Genomic DNA, 20,835 nt, shown 5'->3' on the forward strand with positions numbered 1-20,835 from the left:
GAAATCTGTCTAACAAATGGAATCTTAATCTACCAAACAACCGGCTACGAAACGATGCACCTCGGACAAGCAGTCACCTATCATGAGAAAAATCTCATTGTAATCCATATCGACAGCCATTTAGATTAATGGGGTCAGGCTTGAGTTATATAAAAATTGACCTATAGTAAAAGACCTGCTAAGCTTGAAATCAAGTAATATAACTGAAGCCTGACCCCAAATACACCCAGAGAATGATCTCAAAATCAAAGGGAAAACCATCTCCATAGAAGCAGGCGCCCCGGTAAGCCAACCCGCAGCAGGAGCAACACCGCCGGGACTCTATCTAAACACAGGACTCGCCAGTATCATCCTAAAAGAAGACGTCACCAACATCTACGGAAAGCCTGTAAAACTCGAAGGCACCAACAAAGCCCCCTGTCCGCAGCCGGAAGAAGTCGAAGAAGACGCCGAAGAAGGAGAAAGTGGGTTGACCGCCGAAGACTGGAAAGACATTGGACTAGCAGTTGTAGGCTGTATCCCAATAGTAGGAAGCGTTGTAGCAGTAGGAGAAGCATTGTCAGAAGCCTACGATGGAAATTACGTAGATGCAGGCATATCTTTGGCAGGTGTCATACCCTTTGCTGGAACTGCCGGAAAAGTAGCGAAATTTGCGAAAAAAGGTAAGATAGCGGGGAAGATACTGAACCTGATCAACAAAGGAAAAAATTTAGTAAAACGCTTAGCCAAGAAAGCGAAAGCACTCGGCGGCAAAATGAAGACCCTAAGCAGTCACATGATGGCCGATGCGCGTAAAGCGATAGAGAATGCGGCGAAGAAGATTGCGGGGAAAACGGGTAAGGGGAAAGTGAAAAGACCATATTCACATATTCCTGATTCTCCAAGTGTAGGTCCAGGCAAAAAGTTTACCAAAGCTCAAAAAGAAAAAATAATTCAAGACAACATGAAGAAAAATGGTGGCGTTGTAAGGTCTGATCAATCAGGAGCTGAGTTAGTTAGGCCTCAAAAGAGTCAAAAGGGGGTTAAACCTGATTCAAATGAGTGGCAAATAGATCATATCGATGCAAGGAGTAAAGGTGGTTCTAATAGTAATAGTAATAGTAACGCTCAAGTGCTATCACGAGAAGAAAATCGAGCGAAGTCGGATAAATAAATATAATATTTTAGGTGGCGAATAGCATTAAAGAAAGGAAGAAAATAATGATAGATGAAAAGTGGTTATTTGAAGATGGGAAGAACGTAATGGTTATGACTACAAAAAATATTATTAAAAATCATACAGCTATTGTCTACGTTTCTCATGATGAAGAGGATGGGATGTGGCAATTTCACGATGGTTTAGATGTTGATATGAATGATGCAATGCTAGTATCTTTAGAAGAAATAATAACATTGGATAGTGAGCTCATGAAGTTATATGATTTGCCAATAGGGTGGATCGCATGGAGAGATAATAAAGATAGTGTGTGGAATCGTCAACCAGAGAATTCGTAATAAATTTAGATGAGCTACTGATATCTAGAATTTGATTTTTTAGAGATAAGTATTTTTAATTATAAGGATTAAGATATACGCAGATAAGGTGGCAAGAGTCTTGTCTAACAATTGAAATATAATTAGAAATGACTAGCAAATCAATGCTGGTCGTTTTTAAGTTTTCCCTGAATGGGAGGCGGTAACTTGTGGTGAAAGTCCACTACAGGCTTGGTGCTACAGTTGTAGGAAAAGGAAAAGAGCCATTCGTAGGAGGTACAAAAATTTCACCTACAAAAGTGGAAATTGTTCGTCCGGATAATTAGTGTTATTAGGATTAATGGGGTCAGGCTTGAGTTATATAAAAATTGACTTATAGAAAAGACCTGCTAAGCTTGAAATCAAGTAATATAACTCAAGCCTGACTCAAAATACCAAATACATAGCGCCCGATACGTTATCCTTTACCGCCGACGAAAGTGCGGCAGTAAAAATAGCTATAGTCATGACTGATGCCAGCGGAATAGACATCGTAAGTGCTAAAGACATCGTGTTTTCCGCAGAAAACGATCTCAAAATTAAAGGGAAAACCATCTCCATAGAAGCAGGCGCCCCGGTAAGCCAACCCGCAGCAGGCGCAACACCCCCGGGACTCTATCTAAACACAGGCCTCGCCAGTATCATCCTAAAAGAAGACATCACCAACATCTACGGAAAGCTGGTAAAACTTGAAGGAATCAACAAAGCCCCATGCCCGCAGCCGGAAGAAGTCGAAGAAGATGCCGAAGAAGATGCCGAAGAAGGAGAAAGTGCGCTGACCGCCGAAGATTGGAAAGACATTGGACTAGCAGTTGTAGGCTGTATCCCAATCGTAGAAATAGTCGTGGCAGTAGGAGAAGCCTACGATGGAAATTATGTATGTGGAAAACTGGCAGGAGTAATACCATATATATTGATGGATTTATTGAATATGTGGAAAATATTTGGTTTTACAATGACAAGGTAACAGATATGTTTACAATACGTATTAAATCGCATATAATAGACATATACTAAGTAAACCAAAAACGTCCTGATGAGAACAGGACGTTTCGGTTGAGTAGGCGTTGACTACCTGCAAAGTTCAAATAGCGTTGCAACCGCTAAAATGAATTTGCTAGAAATCGTTAGTCGTAGTTTCCCGAATTCTAACTGCATGGTATCACCTCCTATTCAGTTATAAGGGCGTAGTTGACGCTACGTCCTTTAATATTATAGCTTAATATTTCCAATTGAGACAGCTTAATTTTTGGGCTGTCTTTTTTGTGCGCTGTTTTTGCAAGCAGCAGCATGTCTTCGCTATGTCTGGTCAAGGATGGGGTCATTGCCATTCGAGGTGAAAAAGCATGTGAATTTTCAATTACAAAGAAAATGGCAAACTTGAAATAATATCATATAATGGGACAAATGATTTATTTTTACAAAAATACCATGTAAAATGATGACATTAAAAGTAAAACTATGTTACGATTGTATCAATTAAGTATTGCTTAATAAGAGAAAATTTATAAATAAATAATTAAGGGATGGAGCATCTCTATCCCTTAAGTTATATCTGATGATAAATTTGTAGATCGTTGAGATTGTCATACATAATCATTTTAAGATCACATTCGATAATGGAGGTAGCCTGTGTTTTCTATAATGAAAAGATGCAATTACGTAAGAGAAATTATGGTGATGCTTGGTCTTACAATATTTATATTTTTGAGCAATCCTATTGATCAAATGTATCATAAGATTTTTCCGGTAAGAGATGATATGGGCGTGATGGGAGGCTTGATTATTACAGCTTTTATTGTCATTGAGGCATGCTTGATTCGATTAGATCATTACTGGAAATGGATTATCTCATCAACGTTCATTTTTGAAGCGGCGGCGAGTATAAGTTATGGATTTCCTGAATTCTATGCTTTTTCTAGCAAGTTGTCAGAGGTTTTAATTAATGGAGGTTTATTTTTAATATTTACAATCCCGGTTGCGTTTGTAGTGTATTACATGAAGAAAATTATAAAATATAGCTTAAAATGGAAAGAAATAAAAGCTATGCCATACAAAATCATATTGATTTCTATTCTTTGGGAGCTATTTCTTATTTGGTTTATTTTTGGGGTTTAGCGTTAGAAATTTTGATTGATATAGAAGGAAAATACATATTGTAGTGTGAGAATAGTGAACAGGGGTTCCAAGTAAGACAGAGTATATATGAAAAAGTAAGGAGGCAGGTATGGTTTCTATAGTGAAAAGATGCAAATGCATAAGAGAAATTATGGTGACGCTTGGTATTACAGTATTTATATTTTTTACAAATCCTATTTATAATGCATATCATCAAATTTTTCATTTAAGAGATGATATGGGTGTGTTGGGAGCCTTGACGATTACAACTTTTGTTTTTATAGAGGCATGTTTTATCCGGTTAAATCATTACTGGAAATGGATTGTAGTATCAAATTTTATTTTTTCAACAGTGTCTCTGATCGGCTTAGAATACCCTGAAGTTTATACTTCTTTAGATAAATTTTTTGAAATTATAATAAATTATTCAATCAGTGAAGCGGCTATTAGTGGAAGTTTATATTTAATTTTTGCGATGCCGCCTGTAATCATCGTTTATCATGTAAAGAAATTTATAAGGGATGGATCAAAGTGGAAAACGATAAAAGCGATGCCGCTAAAAATTATACTAATTCCCGCTATTTTAGAAAGTTGGCTTATTTGGTTTATATATTTCTAATTGATAAGGAGGAACAAAATGTCCATGATTGTAAATGAAGGGTACTATCTTACGGTGTATATTGCTGTACGCGGATGCCCTATGATCAAAGAAAATGGTGAACCGGATGATCCAAGTGAAGTTGGTCATATGTGGATAAGCGTTGATCATCCCAGTGGATTAAAGGAGTCTTATGGATTTCATCCTAAAATTTCAGGACAGATGCATACTGATGTTGGAAAGGTTAAGGATAGTGATCTACACGCATACCAAGAAATTAACTATCAGAGGTCTTTTCCACTTGGGGAGAGCATGTATAAAAATTTACGCAATTATTGTCAGCTTGCATTGGAGAAGAATACGTTCGGACCTTACTGGGGCGTTGGAAATGCTTGTGTAGATTTTGCTTGGGATGTTATGCATGCGGCTGGTATCGACAAGCCTTTTATTGCAAAAATTACGCCGATAGAAGATTGGCCGGCTTATAATAAAGGTTTGGTAGAGATGGCGTATTATTCGTATATGATGCAAGTGGAATACGAAGGATATAGAATAAATGATGCGGAGGTTTGGATGGGATAATGTCATATTTGTTAAATATAAAGGGATCTGAAACAATTAAATTTGAAAAGGAAATCATTTACTATGTACATGCAGAGGTCAACACGCCAAGTAATTCACGGGCGAAGTCTTCAGAAGCAACAGCGACTATGTGGATTTCTGGAAAATTGTTCGCTAAGAAAGGATTACCGGGAAGTAGTGATACAGTAAAACTTTTTGATTGGTCCTTGATTCCAGCAACAAGTGCAGATGCATATCGTGATGTTACGGTACAAGTAAAGTATGAAGGCCAACTTTTTCGTACGATAAATTTTCCAAATGCCTTTGTTGTGGATTATAGTGAAAAATATAATAGTACGAGCGGTGTTGGCGATTTTTCTCTTATACTGCGGCAACGTATGGATAAAATGACGGATGTAAAAGCCGAGTGAGGTATGTCGTTTTGAATACATTTTGGTGAATAAGATAAATACAATAAGACCCGTCTTGCTTTCGTGCATAGCGGGTTTTTGTTTTTGAGTGATAAGGAGAATTCAAGATGGAAATGGATGAACGCATACCAGCCAAAGAACAGATCCTGCTTAAAACCGGCGAATCATTTATCAATATGCTGCCCGACCAGATTACATTGGCGGCCAAAGATGTCGTCATCACGTAATATAAGGAGGAGAACCTGATGAAAGATTTTGTCTCCATATTTCAGTCAGAAGACTATGCTGTGCTGGCACGTCAGTTGATCACGGATACACACCTTGACCTTGAAAAAGATGGGACTGCCGCGCAGTTTATCGCATCACTGGAAGATGCGATGAAAGAGGTAGCAAGCCTACAGGCAGAAGGGGCGCCGTTGGTCGCATATATGAGCATATCGGTGATGTATACTCAAGTGTATTTTAACGAATTTAAACTGCGTCTTGATTTTTACAGCAGTGAATGGCCTGTGACTGAACCTTTTTATAGTACATATATCAATGTCGATTGGCTGTTCACGTATTGGCATGCACATGAAGCTGCCATGGAAGAGGCCGGAAAGAACCAACGAGCTTGGATACGGCAAACGCATCTGGCAAGTATGCGCTGGCAATCCGTACGCTTGCTTGCTTATACCCTGCATGCAAAGCTCAAATACTGGCTGCAAAACTTTACAGCGGCACCGGCATTCAAGATGCTGCAGCGTGAAGCTGCATTCTATATTTTATTTGGTGAATATCAGGACTGGCAAAGTGCAGTGTTTGCTGATTTGCCGCCGATTGATCTATTTAACTGCAGTACGGATGATGCGCTGCGCTTCCGTGTTTATGAGAAATGTCGTTACAGCAAGAAAAAATTTGTTGGATTAGATCTCAGCCTTAGTCGATTTCGTGATTGCACTTTTGAAAATTGTACGTTTGACGACGTAGATTTAAGCGATGTAACCTTTGATCACTGTCAATTTTCCCATTGCCAATTCACGCAGGTTCGACTGTCAGGTGCTTTATTTTTGGGTTCCCGCTGCAGCGAAGTAAGTTTTCAAGAAACGGTAACCGAGCACTTGCGCAGAAATGACGGTAGAAATGATACATATCGCAGTCTGGAATTTTCCGATTGTACGCTGGAAAATGTACGATTGATAAATTGTCAATTTCCCGGTGCGTTGTTGACAGATTCTCAGCTCATAAAACTCACAATAGATGGCGGTGACTTTACCAATTCTGATTTTCAAGAATTTGTGACAGCACAGATCACGAAAGGCGGGGAGGTATAAGATGTCAGTAGAATATTTTCGAATCTTTCAAAGCAAATGTGTGTCGAATCCAATTGCCATTGAAGGTATCACACGAGAACAATACCCCTACAAAATGAATCAACTTGCCTTTCAAGGGCTGGAAGACTTGATCGTTGCCTACTATCAACCGAGTATGGGGATAGAGATCTGCGATTTGCTATCGTCTCCTTGTTTTATGCTTGCCGACCGGCTGCGGGATTTGTTCTTGCTTCTGGAGCCTAAACTCCAATTTAAAGGAATGCAGCTCTATCCGCAGGATTTTAATGCCGAAGAAGGCATTACGTCGCCGGTGCCTTTGTACTGGATACCATATATAAAGCCAACCCCATGTCTCCATAGCACGGCAAAAATTTATGATACCGGAATCGTGGAAGAACTTGTAGTGAAAGAAAACGCAGTGCGTGATCAACATATTCTCAAAGTGGACGGAATCGTCGAAGAAATTTGGCTCGTATCGCTTACCGCCGCCGAAAGCATCCTTAGAAGAAGACCACTGGCAGTTGGTTTGCAGCGAGTGAAAGTGAGGGAATAACATGTCAGATACAGCAGCAGGGCCATCCTATATCCCGCGGGGAACAAAATCAAAATGCAGTAAGGGCAGCTCGGAAAATTATTTAAATTTGCCCCTTGATCATGGCATGGCCTATACACCCGGACTAGAACCCCTGCTCAATGCCAATGACCATAAACCAGGAGAACATATTTTAAAATATGGCTTTTGCTCGGCAACTTGTTCGCTATGTTCACCGGTAACACCGCTAGCCTGGATCAACGTCAACAAGAAACATATCTTAGACGGCGCCCCCGCCCTGATCGACCAGAGTAAACTCACCTGTGTCAAAGGCGGTGTAATTTCCATCGTCATGAATGCGGACAGTGTTGAACTCGGTGACCGCAATGAAGATGTAGAATTTGAAATGGAGGGACTCGTCGTCGTCGCAGAGGCGGAAAATCCGTATGGGTTTAAGCAAATTGTTAAAGATGCTATTGCAAATGGTATATTATCAGATCCAGATACCATGCAAGGTGATTATAAATTTATTGAAGGTGGACTTGGAATCGGGAAATTTGTTAGTGGTGCCGCTGGTATAATGATGGACAAAACAGGAAATGTATATGCAATTGTTGATGGTAGTGTCGGATATGGATTAGGTATTCCAGTAGCTTTAGGTGAAGGGGTTTTTGGTAATGCAGATAAAAGTGATGAGGAAAAATATAGAGAAGCTTTGGAAGGAATATCTTATGGTACTACAACTGGAGCAGGTATACAGGGAAATGTATCTATGGGTACCAGTGGAGTCGTGTCCGGTGAAGTTTTAGCCACACCTGGTGTTGGAAAAACCTTTGGTTTTAGATTTGCTAAATATTTATTTAATGTTAAAGATGATGAGATGAAAAGATAATGATGAAAAAAACTTTTAATATACTTAGAAAGGGATTTGTTGGAGTAGTTTGGCTTATTCTTCTAGGAGCAGCTATATTTCCATTAGTTTACCGAATTCTGAATCCTGCAGATATAGAAAGAAGGGAAGAAAATTTGCGTACGCATTTTCAAGCAATTGAACATCCGTCAGGTGCAACGCAATTAGATTTCAAGATTCATAGTAAAGTTGTTAAACGATGGATTAATGCTGAATATAAACATGAACATATGAGTGCTATAAAAATAGAACAATATTACTATCAAGAGTTAACTCAACAAGGTTGGGTGAAAAAATCTGTAAATCAAGAAACTGATAAACGTTTTCGCGTATCCACCTATAAAAAAGGAGATTATGAGATATATGTTTCACCTTCTAAGACAGGAAATTCGTGGTCAATAGGATTGAATTACAGAGATTTCTTCGGGAGGTTTGGTTTATAGTGGTAGTGTGCAAAATAAGAATTTTTGAAATTCCTTTGCAGATCATCTAATGCCTGCAGTAAAAAGCGCACTTAAAGAAAGGGAGAAAGGAAATTGACAATGCATAAAAAGTTTTTCACTATACTACTCATGCCATTGATTCTTGTTTCTGCTTTATTATCCGGATGTCTCAGTGAGGAGAGTGAAAACGCGAAGGGAGAATATAAAATTTCGAATATCAATATTTTCAAGGATACGCCTGTGTGGGAATTAGCAGTCGCGGTAAAGGAACAAAAAACTGCTACAATAGAAAAACTAGCAAAAGATAAACCGGAGCTATTGAATTATCAGGAACCTAAGTACAAATTGACTTTGCTGCTATGGGCGATCGGAATGGAGAAATATGATGCAGCAGAAGCCTTATTAAAATGTGGTGCTGACCCGAATATTGCATCGGTAAGATATGAGACATATTCAGAACAAACGCCCCTTTCATTAGCAACACGTTTTTCATGGATTGATAACGATGCTAAAGAGGATCCCAAATATGTAAAGTTACTGCTGAAATATGGTGCTGACCCTAATTGGAGTTATATTGGGCATGAACATGGAACAGAGCCGGGCACCAGTATATTAATGCAATCTATTGGATGTGGAATTGAGAAAACAAAAGCTTTAGTAGAAGCAGGGGCTGATATTAATCATAAAACGAAAAGCGGGAGAACAGCTGCTATAAAAGCTTTATTGGCAGGAAGCCCAACTTCGACATTAGAAAGAAATGTGTATGCTCATTATTTGATCGTTGAAAAGAAAGCAAAAATATTGGAACCCTATTACAGACTTAAAACGTATGACAATGAAGACCCAAATGAACAGTTTTTTCCGGTAGATTTATTAAGGGATTGGATTTATGATATAGGATCACCAAGATATAAAATGAAAATGGAGATTGTCGAGGAGTTTGCCCGGCAAGGTGTGAATTATTGGGATACCAAAATTCCAAGCGATAGTCTGAAGCATATTAAAAAGCGTCACCCAGATAATTGGCAAGAGTTTATCAAGCAATATTGATATAATTATAAATTTCTTATGCATGATTTAAATAGCAGCTCGGTCATGATATAAAATCCTTCGCTGGTTGTAGTAATTGATATGATTAAGAAAAGAGGAGAAAGGAAATTGACAATGCATAAAAAGTTTTTCACTATACTACTCATGCCTCTGATTCTTTGTTCTGCTTTATTATCCGGATGTTTTAGCGAGGCGCGTGAAAACGCGAAGGGAGAATATAAAATGACGAATATCAATATTTTCAAGGATACGCCTGTGTGGGAATTAGCAGTCGCGGTAAAGGAACAAAAAACTGTTACAATAGAAAAACTAGCAAAAGATAAACCGGAGCTATTGAATTATCAGGAACCTAAGTACAAATTGACTTTGCTACTCTGGGCGATCGGAATGGAGAAATATGATGCAGCAGAAGCCTTATTAAAATGTGGCGCTGACCCGAATATTGCATCGGTAAGGTATGAGACGTATTCAGAAGAAACGCCCCTTTCAATAGCAGCGAATTTTTCCTGGGTGGACAACGTTGCCAAAGATGATCCGAAATATGTAAAACTGCTGCTGAAATATGGTGCTGACCCTAATTGGAGTTATATTGGTCACGAACATGGAATAGAGCCGGGCACCAGTATATTAATGCAATCTATTGGATGTGGAATTGAGAAAACAAAAGCTTTGGTAGAAGCAGGGGCTGATATTAACCATAAAACGAAAAGTGGGGAAACAGCTGCAGTGCAAGCATTGAGAATAGGAGGTCCAAATTCGACATTGGAAGCTATGAAATATGCTCATTATTTGATTGTTGAAAAGAAAGCAGAAGTATCGGAATTCTATTACAGTAGTATTAAAGCTAATGATGATAAAGAAGCGAATAAAAAGTTTTTTCCGGTAAACATATTAAGGGATTGGATTGGTGATATAGGATCACAAAAATATAAATTGAAAATGGAGATTGTTGAGGAATTTGCTCGGCAGGGGGTGAATTATTGGGATACTAAGATTCCAAGTGATAGGTTGCAACAGATTAAAAAGATTCATCCAGATAATTGGCAAGAGTTTATCAAGCAATATTGATATAATTATAAATTTCTTATGCATGGTATCTATTTAATGTTAAATATAAAGAGGCTGAGGAGAAGTAATGAAAAAGGCGTTTAATATCTTTAGAAAGGTATTTGTTGGAGTAGTCTGGCTTATTCTTCTAGGAGCAGCTATATTTCCATTAGTTTACCGAATTTTGAATCCTGCAGATATAGAAAGAAGGGAGGAAAATTTGCGTACGCATTTTCAAGCAATTGAACATCCGTCAGGTGCAACGCAATTAGATTTTAAGATTAATAGTAAAGTTGTTAAACGATGGATTCATGCTGAATATGAGCATGAACATATGAGTGCTATAGAAATAGAACAATATTACTATCAAGAGTTGACTCGACAAAGTTGAGTGGAAAAATATGTAAATAAAGAAACTGATAAACGGTTTCGCGTATCCACCTATAAAAAAGGAGATTATGAGCTATATGTTTCACCTTCTAAGACAGGAATTTCGTGGTCAATAGGATTAAATTACAGAGATTTCTTTGGGCGGTTTGGTTTATAGATAGGAGACGAAATGAATCATAGAAAACAGCCAATTATTACAAAGTTCAATTGTATTGTACTTGCTTGGTTTTTCGCAGGGGTAATTTCCTCTAAAATTTTATTTGGTTATTTTGAAATTGCCGTTGGGTTTGCATATATTTTTTATCCTTTCATATCGTTGTTCTTATGGATTACATCGACCGATTCCGGAAATCAGAATTTTATGGATGAAACTAGTAAAGTTCTAGAAGTGCTTTGGGGTTTTTATATATTGATTCCACTGGTGATTTCAAATATTTATGATAGGTTAAAAAATACTGATAAGAAGAGTAAGGCATAAAAGCAAAAGGAGTGTGTATGAGTGGGGTGAGTGATATAAGAGCTTATGTAAGGAAACGTGTTATTGCAGGTATTCTTGATATAGTAGTTTTCGTGTTTTTATATATAGCAATGATTTCGATAAGTTTGCCAATCATTGGATTTTTGATAGGTTTGCTTATAAGAATACTATATGATGATATTAGCCCGGAATTTTTCTTGGAGAAATTGACCATGATTTCATATTCTATCGTGGAATCTGTTGCATATTATTGGCTTTTCTTTTTATTATGTATATATTTTTTTTCAGTTATTGAGAGTTTTTTACAAACTTCCCCAGGGAAAAAATTAGTTAAACTACGGATAACCGGTATAAAAGAAAACCGTATTGGGTGCGGCATTCTTTTTTTTAGAAATATTTTAAAATGTATCAGTATCGGTTTTTGTGGAGTGGGTTATTTTGTTTGTTTTAAGAATGAACATCGCCAAGCTTGGCATGACAAAGCTACAAAGACAAAGGTGATGGATGAGGAAAATGCTGAGAGAAGGTGTCTTTAATGGCAGATAAAGAATGTGAGATAACGAATAAAAATTTGGCGGGTTTTGGAAGACGGTTGATAGCAGGGGTTTTGGATATGATCTTTTTTGTAGTCGTATTCATAATATTGCTTTTTTCCAGTCTTTCCATCATTGGATTTGTGGGAGGTATATTGATAAGATTGTCGGATATAGGGATTCGTTATGACGAGTTTTTAAGTAAAGGGTCAAAATTAGCAGATGTTGTAGAGGAACCTCTATATTATTTTGCATTACTTCTATTGTGTATAAGCGTATTTTCAATTATAGAAGTTTTTTTGCAAGCATCTCCGGGCAAAAAATTAATGAGGCTTTGTATAGTAAGCATGGATGAAAAACATCCAAAGATAAGCAGAATTGTTATGAGAAATCTGTTAAAAGGCATCAGTATCAGTTTTTTAGGAGTGGGGTATTTTGTTTGTTTTTTTAATAAACAACGTCAAGCTTGGCATGACAAAATGATGAAAACGAGGGTGGTATATGATAAAAATTTAAATAGCAGGAGATCTGGAGATGAGTAATTTTTATGATGAGTATTTTGGTTCATATACTGGTGAATATGTAAGTATAGAAGAATTAAATGCAATGATTGATGATCTGGAAGCAAAACTTAGCCCATTAGAAGATTATTATACAGAGCATAAGCCAACAATAGATTATTTAAGAAAATGGGTTGTTGATTCAACAAAAGTAAGTTGGACTTCCTGTGGAGTTTTATTGCAATATTATTATGGTCTTAGCAACAATCCTGCGCAAGCTTTTCTTACTATACATATGGCGACAGCAATGATTGGTGCGGGTGTCATTTTAATGCCGAACTTTACACCCACGAGTTCAAATGATTCTTGGAGTGATTTTTTAAAGGAAAATGATACAAATACATATGATGGGCAATAATTTGAAATGTTGAAATTATAATTGCAATTTAATGCAACTATAGTTATCTATTGATAACTGTTGATTATTTGACTTAAAAGAGAGAAAAAGGAGGAATATTTATGGGATTTACATTAACGATAGAAGGTGACGAAAAATTGTTTTACGGAGAAGATATTATCAGGGTTGCTCAAATGTCGCTAACTTCGCCTAACGACTCGAGAGCAAGATCTACAAAAAATTATATAACTGTAAATATAATTGGTAAACTGCATGCTGATGCATCTGGGGGCGGAAATAGTGAAACACTGAAAATATTCAAATGGGCACAAGTACCCGCAGAAGATGAAAAAGCGTATCGCACAGTAACAATTGAGGTTATCAGTGAAAATAAATGTTTTCGGCAAATTGTAATGAGTAAGGCTTTTGTGATTGATTACAACGAGCGTTATACTGACAGTAGAGGTATAGGTGAGTTTGCATTGAATATCCGTCAAAAGGCTGACATGGTAGATGATGTGCAAGTAGAAGGCGGATTTCCGGCAAGTGGCGATTTCGCTGACGCTATTGGTTCGGGTGGAGGGGTAATGGAAAAACTTGGTCAGGCTGTTGTGAAGACTGCAAAACAGAAGGTAATTAGTAAGGCGGATTCCTCAGGAATGGTATCAGGTGTAATGCAGAATATGCAAGGATAACATGAATATTAGCCATGACTTTAAAAGATATTCATTGCAAAATAATAGAGTCTGTGAAACCTGTAAACAAGTCGAGAGGAGGAACACCAAATGGGAAAAGAACTCATAGAACTGGGGCGGCTGAAAGTAGAATTCGCCAAAGAATACCTAAGAATTAAGCATATTCATATTTTAGACGAAGCCAATGAACACGGGTACATGAAGCTGGAACTCATCAGCAACCGTATGCTGACCGTAACCGAAGCCCTTGAACTTGAAGACGAACCGATTAAAGTCACGGATGCGGATGGAGATCATGTATTTGTCGGCATTTGCCAAAACGTAGGTCTTGTAAATGAAGCCGACTATAGTGAACTCGTGCTCAAAGCCAAAAGTTTAAGTGAACAGACGGATCGAAAAAAAATCAATCGTACTTTTCAAAGTACAGTCAAAACGCTAAGTGAAGTAGCCAATCAGGTCATGGCAGCCTATGGGATACAGGTTGAAGTAGCAAAAGATATTTCAATCAAGCAGATGCTCTACCAAAATGCAGAAACGGACTGGCAGTTTCTGCGGCGTATCGCAAATCAGTACGGTGCCTATCTGTTCACCGACAGCAAATCAGAGTTGCTGCGAATTGCAATAGGAACCTACCCGTTTGCCCAAAAAGAACTAGGTGCAGAAACGCAGAAAAAACCGGCCGACAGTAGTAAAGATATTTTAAAATATATGAAAATTAAGCAAAATGTTGACCAAGAAGCCGAAGTCTACGAATTTGAGGCGGAGTATAAGACGAGCTATGACCTGACGATTGGTGCAGGCTACCAGATTCAAAGTCAGGAAGAACGTGTACGATTTAGCCAGCGAAGTGAAATCGTAAGTATCGGAGAAACCGCAGAAAATCGTCTGCTGCTGGCGCATCCCGAAGGTTGTAGACCAGATAGTCAGATCAGCGCGGGTGCGCTAAATCAAGGCGATTCCATCAAAGGTAAAATCATTCGAGTACAAGGGACACAAATCAAAGTCCATTTCTACTGTGATGCTGAGCAAGACGAAAGCACCGCGATGTGGCTGCCCTTTGAAAACACCATGAACAACTACTTTTACTCCATGCCCGACGAAGGAGACGAAGTCTTTGTTTACTATGAAAATAACGGCAAAGCTGTGGCCCTCGGAAGCAGACGCGCAAACAGCGCTGTACATACAGACTACGTTGACCCTGCCAGCAAGATGCTCAACTCCACCAATAAAATGCTGAAACTCACCCCCGGTAGCTGTGAACTCGTAGCTGCCAGAGGCTCTTATGATCAAGGCGGTGGAAACCAGGCCTTGATTGAGATGACCGATGCAGGCGGTATCGTTATAAAAAGCACCCAAGACATCCATATTCAGGCGGACAAACGCCTCAACCTCGTGGCGGCAAAAACGCCCGTTGACGAAGCGGAATTTCTTCAGGCCAAAGCAAAATACGATCAGCTTCACGAAATCGGTGCCGCAAAATACATGGCTGATGGCGGCAATAAACCTTATAACTCCGGGCAAGAAATTCTCAAACAACTAGGCAGTGACATCACTAGCAGTCTTAGCGGTGGAATAGCAGCCATAACAACCGAGATTCCAGCCTTCGTCAAAAATATTCAAACCGTTTTTAGTGGCGGCGGTAGTAATACCGGGATGGAAAGAATGCCGTTATCTACCGGAGAAAAAGTCGAAAGACCCCCCGCAGAATCCTTGATGCTCTTTGCCCTCGAAAACTGCAGTTTGGGCATCGGTGCCAGTGAACTTAAACTCAGCGGCGGAGCCATTGCGATTAGTACCCCGGCCTATCGTCAGTTAGGCTATACCAGAAATCAGCATGAGATCGCAAGTGCACCATCCCTTTTAGAATCCGCGCTTAACGGTGTACAGATATTACTTGATGTAGCTGGATGTATTCCAGGTCCAAATGTGGTGGCAAACGGACTCAATGCACTCATATCCGTTGCACGCGGTGACTACTTCGGCGCGGCTTGCTCCGTTATGGGGATGTGCATCCCGGGAGCCAATGTGGCAGGCAAAGGCCTCAAAGCAGTAGCAGCCGGTGCAAAAATGGCCAACACCTTGACCAAAGCAACAAAAACTGTCCAAACCGTCCAACGCCTTATTATGGGTGCCATGGGCTTCAACGCCCTCATGCGAGCCAAAGATGGGATCGACGATCTCAAACGAAGAATCCTGGATGGAAAATTCAGCTTTCTCGACCCGGAATCGCTCAATCTCGTTTTTGGCACAATACAAAATGCAGCCAGTGCACGCAGTGCGGCAAAGCGACCAAATGCCAAGACCAATAACTTAACGAACCAAGGCAATCCCAATGCGAATAAAAGTAATAAACCAAACGCAAATAATGAAAAAAAAGACCAAGGCAGACGAGAAAATAAAACCACCACTGTTAAAGATCCGGTTAACGTCGTCACTGGTTCCTTCAGCCTGCACATGGTAGATCTCATCTTAAGTGACATCGGCGAAGAATTCAAGCTCACTCGCAGCTACGAATCGCTGTATGAAAATAAACAGCAGTACCTCGGTTGCCGCTGGGTTTTAAACCTCGGGACGCATCTTGATCACCAAAAACAGCAGGTCAGAATCCTCATGGATGACCTTAGAATTGAAACCTTCGAGCAAAAAGATGGAATCTGGCAAAACCGCCGCGACGGTGATCGATCACTTTTACTCACGACAGAAAAGCATGGCTACAGTCTAAAGTTCACAGACCAGCAAAAAATCTGGGACTATAACGAATTTGGCAATCTCATTGCCATCAAAGACCGCTGCGGCAATCGAGTTAAGATCGACTACATCGGTTCCTGGATCGATAAAGTGACCCTCACTAATGGACAAATATTGCACTTTACCTATGAAAACAACAAACTCAGCCAAATCCAGGATATGCTCGGCAGAACGATCTCTTATCGTTACCAGGGAGAACTTTTAACCGAAGTTACCTACCCAAATGATGGAACCGTTCAATACGAATACAATGAACAAGGTCATATCACTGCCATCATCGACCAGAATGGTCAGCGCTATGTGGCAAATGAATACGATGGACAAGGGCGTGTTCTCAGACAAACGTTGTTAAACGGAGCCGAGACGCTCTTCTTTTACCAAAATCAGGATCGAATGACCACGCTGAGTCAAACACATAATGGTGAACGTACCAGTTACCACTACAACCGACAAAATCTAGTCGAAAAGATTGTCTATACAGACGAAAGCATAAAAGAAACGAAATATGACGACAAAGAAAATATTATCTGGGAAAAAGATCGTAATGGAAATGAAACGTTCTACACCTATAACGAAGCAAGCCAGCTCGTAGAAACAAAATATCCGGACGGTCGTATCCAAACGCTTGACTATGATGCCGTAGGACGAAATATAAGCCAGCAAGATAATACCGGTGCGCAAGTCTTTTATCGCTACGATGAAAGAGGCAACCTCATTGAAACGAAAAGCCGTATCGAAGGACAACGCTGGCAAAGCCTGCGCTACACCTACGATGCCAAAGGCAGGAAAACCAGCCAAACCGATGGAAATGGCAATACAACGACCTTCGATTACGCTGAAAACCAACAACAACCTAAAACGATGACCACAGCCACAGGCGACATCACGACCTACCAGTATGATCTTGCAGGAAGATGCATGACAGTAGAAAACGAATTAGGCAAGAAAGAATATGGCTACAATCATCTCGACTATCAGATCGTCAGCATAGATGCCCTTGGCAATACCTTGAAATACGACTATGACAAACTCGGTAACCTAGTGAAGGAAATCAGACCCAATCAGTTCGAGGAAAGCAGTAACAGCGGCTCCGGCTGGTGTTACATCTACGATGCCCTGGACAAGCGCATTGCGGCTGTCGACCCTCTCGGCAACACCATAGCCACCTTGCGTGATGCCGAACAAAATATTAGAAAAGAAATTAACCCCAACACCTACGACGAAAAATTGAAAGACGGCAGAGGCATCCAAAATATCTTTGACACCGACAATCGGAAAATTAAAATCATCTACCCCGATGGTGGTGTAGAACGCTTAACCTATGATGCAGCCGGCAACCTCATCAAAAGAATTTTACCAGAAGACTACAATGCAAAAACAGACGATGGCCAGGGCTATAGCTATACCTATGACCCGATGCATCGCCTTACGCAAATCATCAATCCTAAAGGAGAAACAGAAAAAAACTTTGCCTATGATCTTACCGGAAACCTGATCAAAGAAACAGGAGCAAGCAATCCCGGTATTCTCTATCAATATAACCATCTCGGCTGGCTCACGGAAAAACGGATTCCAATCAGAAAACAAGCTGGTCAGCTTCGTTATCAACTCACCCAATACAAATACGATAACGTCGGCAATTGCATCGAAGAGCGAAGACACCTCGAGGAACAGGATGAAACCAGCACCAGTGGCAGAGTTCTCAGTATAGCATTTACCTATGACAAACAAAATCGGCGCACAAAAGTAACCGATAATACCGGTGCCGTGATTGAGTACGGCTACAACTGTATCAACCAAAAGATCTATGAAAAACGTAAAATCAACGAAACTACCCAGCAGAGCTTGCGCTATCGTTACGACGCAGCCGGCAGACTGATAGAAATCGAGCAGCGTGCTGACCTCGAAGGCAGTGGTGACTACACCGCCAGAACCCGTTATCAGCTCGACAAAACCGGCAACGTAGTAAAAATCACTACCCCGGCAGGTTATCAGATCGAACGGCAATACGATGCTGCTGACCGTCTGATTGGAGAAATCCACAAAGACAAAACAAATGATATCGAAAACAAAACCCAAATCACCTACGATAAGGCCGGCAACATCATCAAAATCAAAGATACCAACGGCAATGAAGAAACCTATGCCTACGATCTGATGAACCGCGAAATCAAACGCACCGGCAAAAACGGCGGTATCACCAGAACCATCTACGACAAAAACGGACGCATCTATAAAAAAATCCTGCCAAATCAGTACCAGTCAAAAGGCGAAAATGCCGAAGGCTATTGCTACACCTACGATCAGCAAGGACGTATCATCACTACCCTTGCGCCGGACGGCACAGTAATAGAAACCAATACCTACGATGCAGATGGCAGACTCCTCAAAAGGCTCGATGCAGCCCAAAGCGGTATTGATTATACCTATGACCTCGCCGGCAGAATCCAAAACCTCCAAACCACCGGAGGTGCTAGGCAAAGCTACGAATATGATGCCCAAGGAAATATCACAGGAATCGTAGACGGCAATCAAAATAAAACAGAATATAAACTCGATAAATGGGGTAGAATCACCGAAATCCTCAAAGCCGACGGTTCCAGAGAACTCTACGCCTACGACTACGCCGGCAACCTCACCGAAACCACCGACGGCGAAGGCAATACCATCCGCTATGAATACAACCTCATTAACAAACTCAAAACCATCACCGATCAGGCAGGCGAAATCGACACCTTCCTCTACGACGCAGAAGGCAGAATCAAATCTCACACCGATAGAAACGGCAATCAAATCAGCTATAGCTATAACCTCTACGATGCTCTCACAGAAAAACTGGAAAATCGCAGCGGACTCAGAGAAAGCTACGAATACCATCAAGACGGCACATTAAAAGCCGCCATTGCCCAAGGCATGCGCTACGGCTACAGCTACTACCCCGACGGAAAACTCAAAGCCAAAACCGCCAGCGGCAGAACCTTGCTCGCCTACGAATATGATCTCAACGGCAATAAAATTAGGCAGACGGATGTAACGGGAAAAACAACGGAGTATTGCTATACAGAAACAGATCAGCTACGTGAAATTCGCGATGAAGGAAGAAGTCTTGTTCAATTTATCCATAATGAAGATGGCAGCCTGAGAGAAGCCTTGCAGACAAATGGAATGCGGACAAGCTATAGCTACGATGCAGATAAAAATATCACAGGATTGCAGATCGAACTTGACGGCCAGACCATCACGAAAAATCATTACCAATATGATAGCAACGGCAACCGAACAATCAAAGAACAACTGCGAGGAATAACAAAGTACAGCTACGACAATCTGAATCAACTGGCAAAAGTGGAGTACCCGGACTATAGCGAAGAACTCTTCTACGATAAAGCAGGAAATCGGAATCGGCGTATAGTAAATAATGTAGAAGAACAATATACATATGACACAAGAAATCATCTGACCAGTTATGAAAAACAAGATCAAACAACGCAATATAGTTATGATCATGTAGGGAATCTGCTAACTGACCAAGATAATCAATATACCTATGACGGATTCAATCGTACCAGTAAAGTAGAGACGAAAAAAGGACAAGTCCAAGTTAACCGCTACGATGCCGAAGGACTGCGCTATGAAATCGAAGAAAACGGCAAACTGGTGCAGTTTATCTTCAATGAAAATAAAGAAGTCGTAGTAGAAACCAATCAAGCAGGCATCAACCGACTGATTCGCAGTCAAGCACTGGTCGCGGTAGACGCAGACTATGCCAGAACGTATTATCATTACACCAGCGATGAACTGGGAAGTATCACGCATATAACAGATGAAAAAGGAAATGTGATAAATCAGTATGAATACGACGTCTGGGGTAATATAACCAAGAAAGAAGAAACAATTTCGAATCGTTTCAACTACACAGGCCAGCAATTTGACCCGATAACCCAGCAATACTACCTAAGAGCAAGATACTACAACCCGGTAATCGCAAGATTTACACAGGAAGATACCTATCGTGGAGATGGATTGAATCTGTATGCATATTGTGCGAATAATCCGGTCAAGTATGCTGATCCTAGTGGGTATGAGAAGCAGGTGTATGGTAAGGAGTCGGATAATCCTAGGATTATACCTGGAGAGGAAGGCGTGGTTACTGGAGGAAACTCTACTAAGCTGGGTAAAAATATGCTGGAGTCAATGGGAGTGAGTCGCTCAACTAAATGGAGTGGTTATCAAGCGCAGCATGTTATGCCAGCTGAGATGGCAAATAATCCTGTAATTAAAAAGATAGGGATGAATCTTGATGATGCTTCAAATGGTATTTTTCTAAGAATACCAGATAAGGGTATAAGTACAATGTCAAGGCACCAAGGATATCATTCTGTTTATAATGAGGTAGTGGAAAGACAATTAAGTACGATGGATGCCAGTCAAAGCGTTGGAGTATTACAAAAACAGGTTTATGATTTACAGCAAAATCTAAAGCATCTTCAAAAACAAGGATTGCCGTTATATCCAAGTCAAGGAGCAACGGTAGAACTGTGGGAAAGGCAACTAGGTAAATTATAGTAGTAAAATAACG

20 protein-coding genes are annotated in these 20,835 nt (G+C 40.1%); all 20 read left to right on the forward strand.

Annotated features, from left to right (window positions below; all coding sequences use genetic code 11):
• Positions 1–469 precede the first annotated feature (469 nt).
• On the forward strand, positions 470–1,153 hold the full coding sequence (locus BN6559_RS17210) for a hypothetical protein (RefSeq protein WP_110955881.1): 684 nt from the start codon (positions 470–472) through the stop codon (positions 1,151–1,153).
• A gap of 47 nt (positions 1,154–1,200) precedes the next feature.
• Positions 1,201–1,494: a hypothetical protein gene (locus tag BN6559_RS17215; protein WP_199884110.1), complete on the forward strand. Its 294-nt coding sequence runs from the start codon at positions 1,201–1,203 to the stop codon at positions 1,492–1,494.
• Positions 1,495–1,978: 484 nt separating this feature from the next.
• Complete coding sequence (locus tag BN6559_RS17220) at positions 1,979–2,479, forward strand: hypothetical protein (protein ID WP_110955882.1); 501 nt, start codon at positions 1,979–1,981, stop codon at positions 2,477–2,479.
• Positions 2,480–3,144: 665 nt separating this feature from the next.
• Positions 3,145–3,630 (forward strand): hypothetical protein, encoded by a 486-nt coding sequence (locus tag BN6559_RS17225; protein ID WP_110955883.1) that lies wholly within the window; start codon positions 3,145–3,147, stop codon positions 3,628–3,630.
• A gap of 109 nt (positions 3,631–3,739) precedes the next feature.
• The gene (locus BN6559_RS17230) at positions 3,740–4,249 is read left to right on the forward strand and encodes a hypothetical protein (RefSeq protein WP_110955884.1); all 510 of its coding nucleotides are present in this window, start codon (positions 3,740–3,742) and stop codon (positions 4,247–4,249) included.
• A gap of 18 nt (positions 4,250–4,267) precedes the next feature.
• Positions 4,268–4,810, forward strand: coding sequence for a hypothetical protein (locus tag BN6559_RS17235; RefSeq protein ID WP_110955885.1), 543 nt, complete (start codon positions 4,268–4,270; stop codon positions 4,808–4,810).
• Complete coding sequence (locus BN6559_RS17240; RefSeq protein ID WP_110955886.1) at positions 4,810–5,220, forward strand: membrane-associated protease 1; 411 nt, start codon at positions 4,810–4,812, stop codon at positions 5,218–5,220. The genes BN6559_RS17235 and BN6559_RS17240 overlap by 1 nt, the downstream gene beginning before the upstream one ends.
• Positions 5,221–5,465: 245 nt before the next feature.
• Entirely contained in the window at positions 5,466–6,533 is a 1,068-nt protein-coding gene (locus tag BN6559_RS17245) for a pentapeptide repeat-containing protein (RefSeq protein ID WP_110955887.1), read from the forward strand.
• 1 nt (position 6,534) lies between these two features.
• Positions 6,535–7,086: a hypothetical protein gene (locus BN6559_RS17250; RefSeq protein ID WP_110955888.1), complete on the forward strand. Its 552-nt coding sequence runs from the start codon at positions 6,535–6,537 to the stop codon at positions 7,084–7,086.
• A 1-nt stretch (position 7,087) separates the two neighbouring features.
• Positions 7,088–7,957: a DUF4280 domain-containing protein gene (locus tag BN6559_RS19405; RefSeq protein ID WP_199884111.1), complete on the forward strand. Its 870-nt coding sequence runs from the start codon at positions 7,088–7,090 to the stop codon at positions 7,955–7,957.
• On the forward strand, positions 7,957–8,418 hold the full coding sequence (locus tag BN6559_RS17260) for a hypothetical protein (protein ID WP_110955889.1): 462 nt from the start codon (positions 7,957–7,959) through the stop codon (positions 8,416–8,418). The genes BN6559_RS19405 and BN6559_RS17260 overlap by 1 nt, the downstream gene beginning before the upstream one ends.
• Positions 8,419–8,517: 99 nt before the next feature.
• On the forward strand, positions 8,518–9,468 hold the full coding sequence (locus BN6559_RS17265) for an ankyrin repeat domain-containing protein (protein ID WP_110956449.1): 951 nt from the start codon (positions 8,518–8,520) through the stop codon (positions 9,466–9,468).
• Positions 9,469–9,690: 222 nt separating this feature from the next.
• Positions 9,691–10,536 carry an ankyrin repeat domain-containing protein gene (locus tag BN6559_RS17270; protein ID WP_199884113.1) on the forward strand — a complete coding sequence of 282 codons (846 nt, stop codon included), beginning with the start codon at positions 9,691–9,693 and terminating at the stop codon, positions 10,534–10,536.
• Between the two features lie 67 nt (positions 10,537–10,603).
• Entirely contained in the window at positions 10,604–10,906 is a 303-nt protein-coding gene (locus tag BN6559_RS17275) for a hypothetical protein (protein ID WP_110955890.1), read from the forward strand.
• Positions 10,907–11,074: 168 nt separating this feature from the next.
• On the forward strand, positions 11,075–11,383 hold the full coding sequence (locus tag BN6559_RS17280; RefSeq protein ID WP_110955891.1) for a hypothetical protein: 309 nt from the start codon (positions 11,075–11,077) through the stop codon (positions 11,381–11,383).
• A gap of 17 nt (positions 11,384–11,400) precedes the next feature.
• A complete protein-coding gene (locus tag BN6559_RS17285) occupies positions 11,401–11,919 on the forward strand; it encodes an RDD family protein (RefSeq protein WP_110955892.1) in 519 nt (172 codons plus the stop codon).
• On the forward strand, positions 11,919–12,458 hold the full coding sequence (locus BN6559_RS17290; protein ID WP_110955893.1) for an RDD family protein: 540 nt from the start codon (positions 11,919–11,921) through the stop codon (positions 12,456–12,458). Before BN6559_RS17285 ends, BN6559_RS17290 begins: the two co-directional genes overlap by 1 nt.
• Positions 12,451–12,834 (forward strand): hypothetical protein, encoded by a 384-nt coding sequence (locus BN6559_RS17295; protein ID WP_110955894.1) that lies wholly within the window; start codon positions 12,451–12,453, stop codon positions 12,832–12,834. The genes BN6559_RS17290 and BN6559_RS17295 overlap by 8 nt, the downstream gene beginning before the upstream one ends.
• A 101-nt stretch (positions 12,835–12,935) precedes the next feature.
• Positions 12,936–13,508 carry a hypothetical protein gene (locus tag BN6559_RS17300; protein ID WP_110955895.1) on the forward strand — a complete coding sequence of 191 codons (573 nt, stop codon included), beginning with the start codon at positions 12,936–12,938 and terminating at the stop codon, positions 13,506–13,508.
• Between the two features lie 90 nt (positions 13,509–13,598).
• Positions 13,599–20,822, forward strand: coding sequence for an RHS repeat-associated core domain-containing protein (locus BN6559_RS17305; RefSeq protein WP_110955896.1), 7,224 nt, complete (start codon positions 13,599–13,601; stop codon positions 20,820–20,822).
• Positions 20,823–20,835: the final 13 nt, after the last annotated feature.

This window comes from Massilibacillus massiliensis, from assembly GCF_900086705.1.
In the GTDB taxonomy this organism is placed as follows: domain Bacteria; phylum Bacillota; class Negativicutes; order FLKF01; family FLKF01; genus Massilibacillus; species Massilibacillus massiliensis.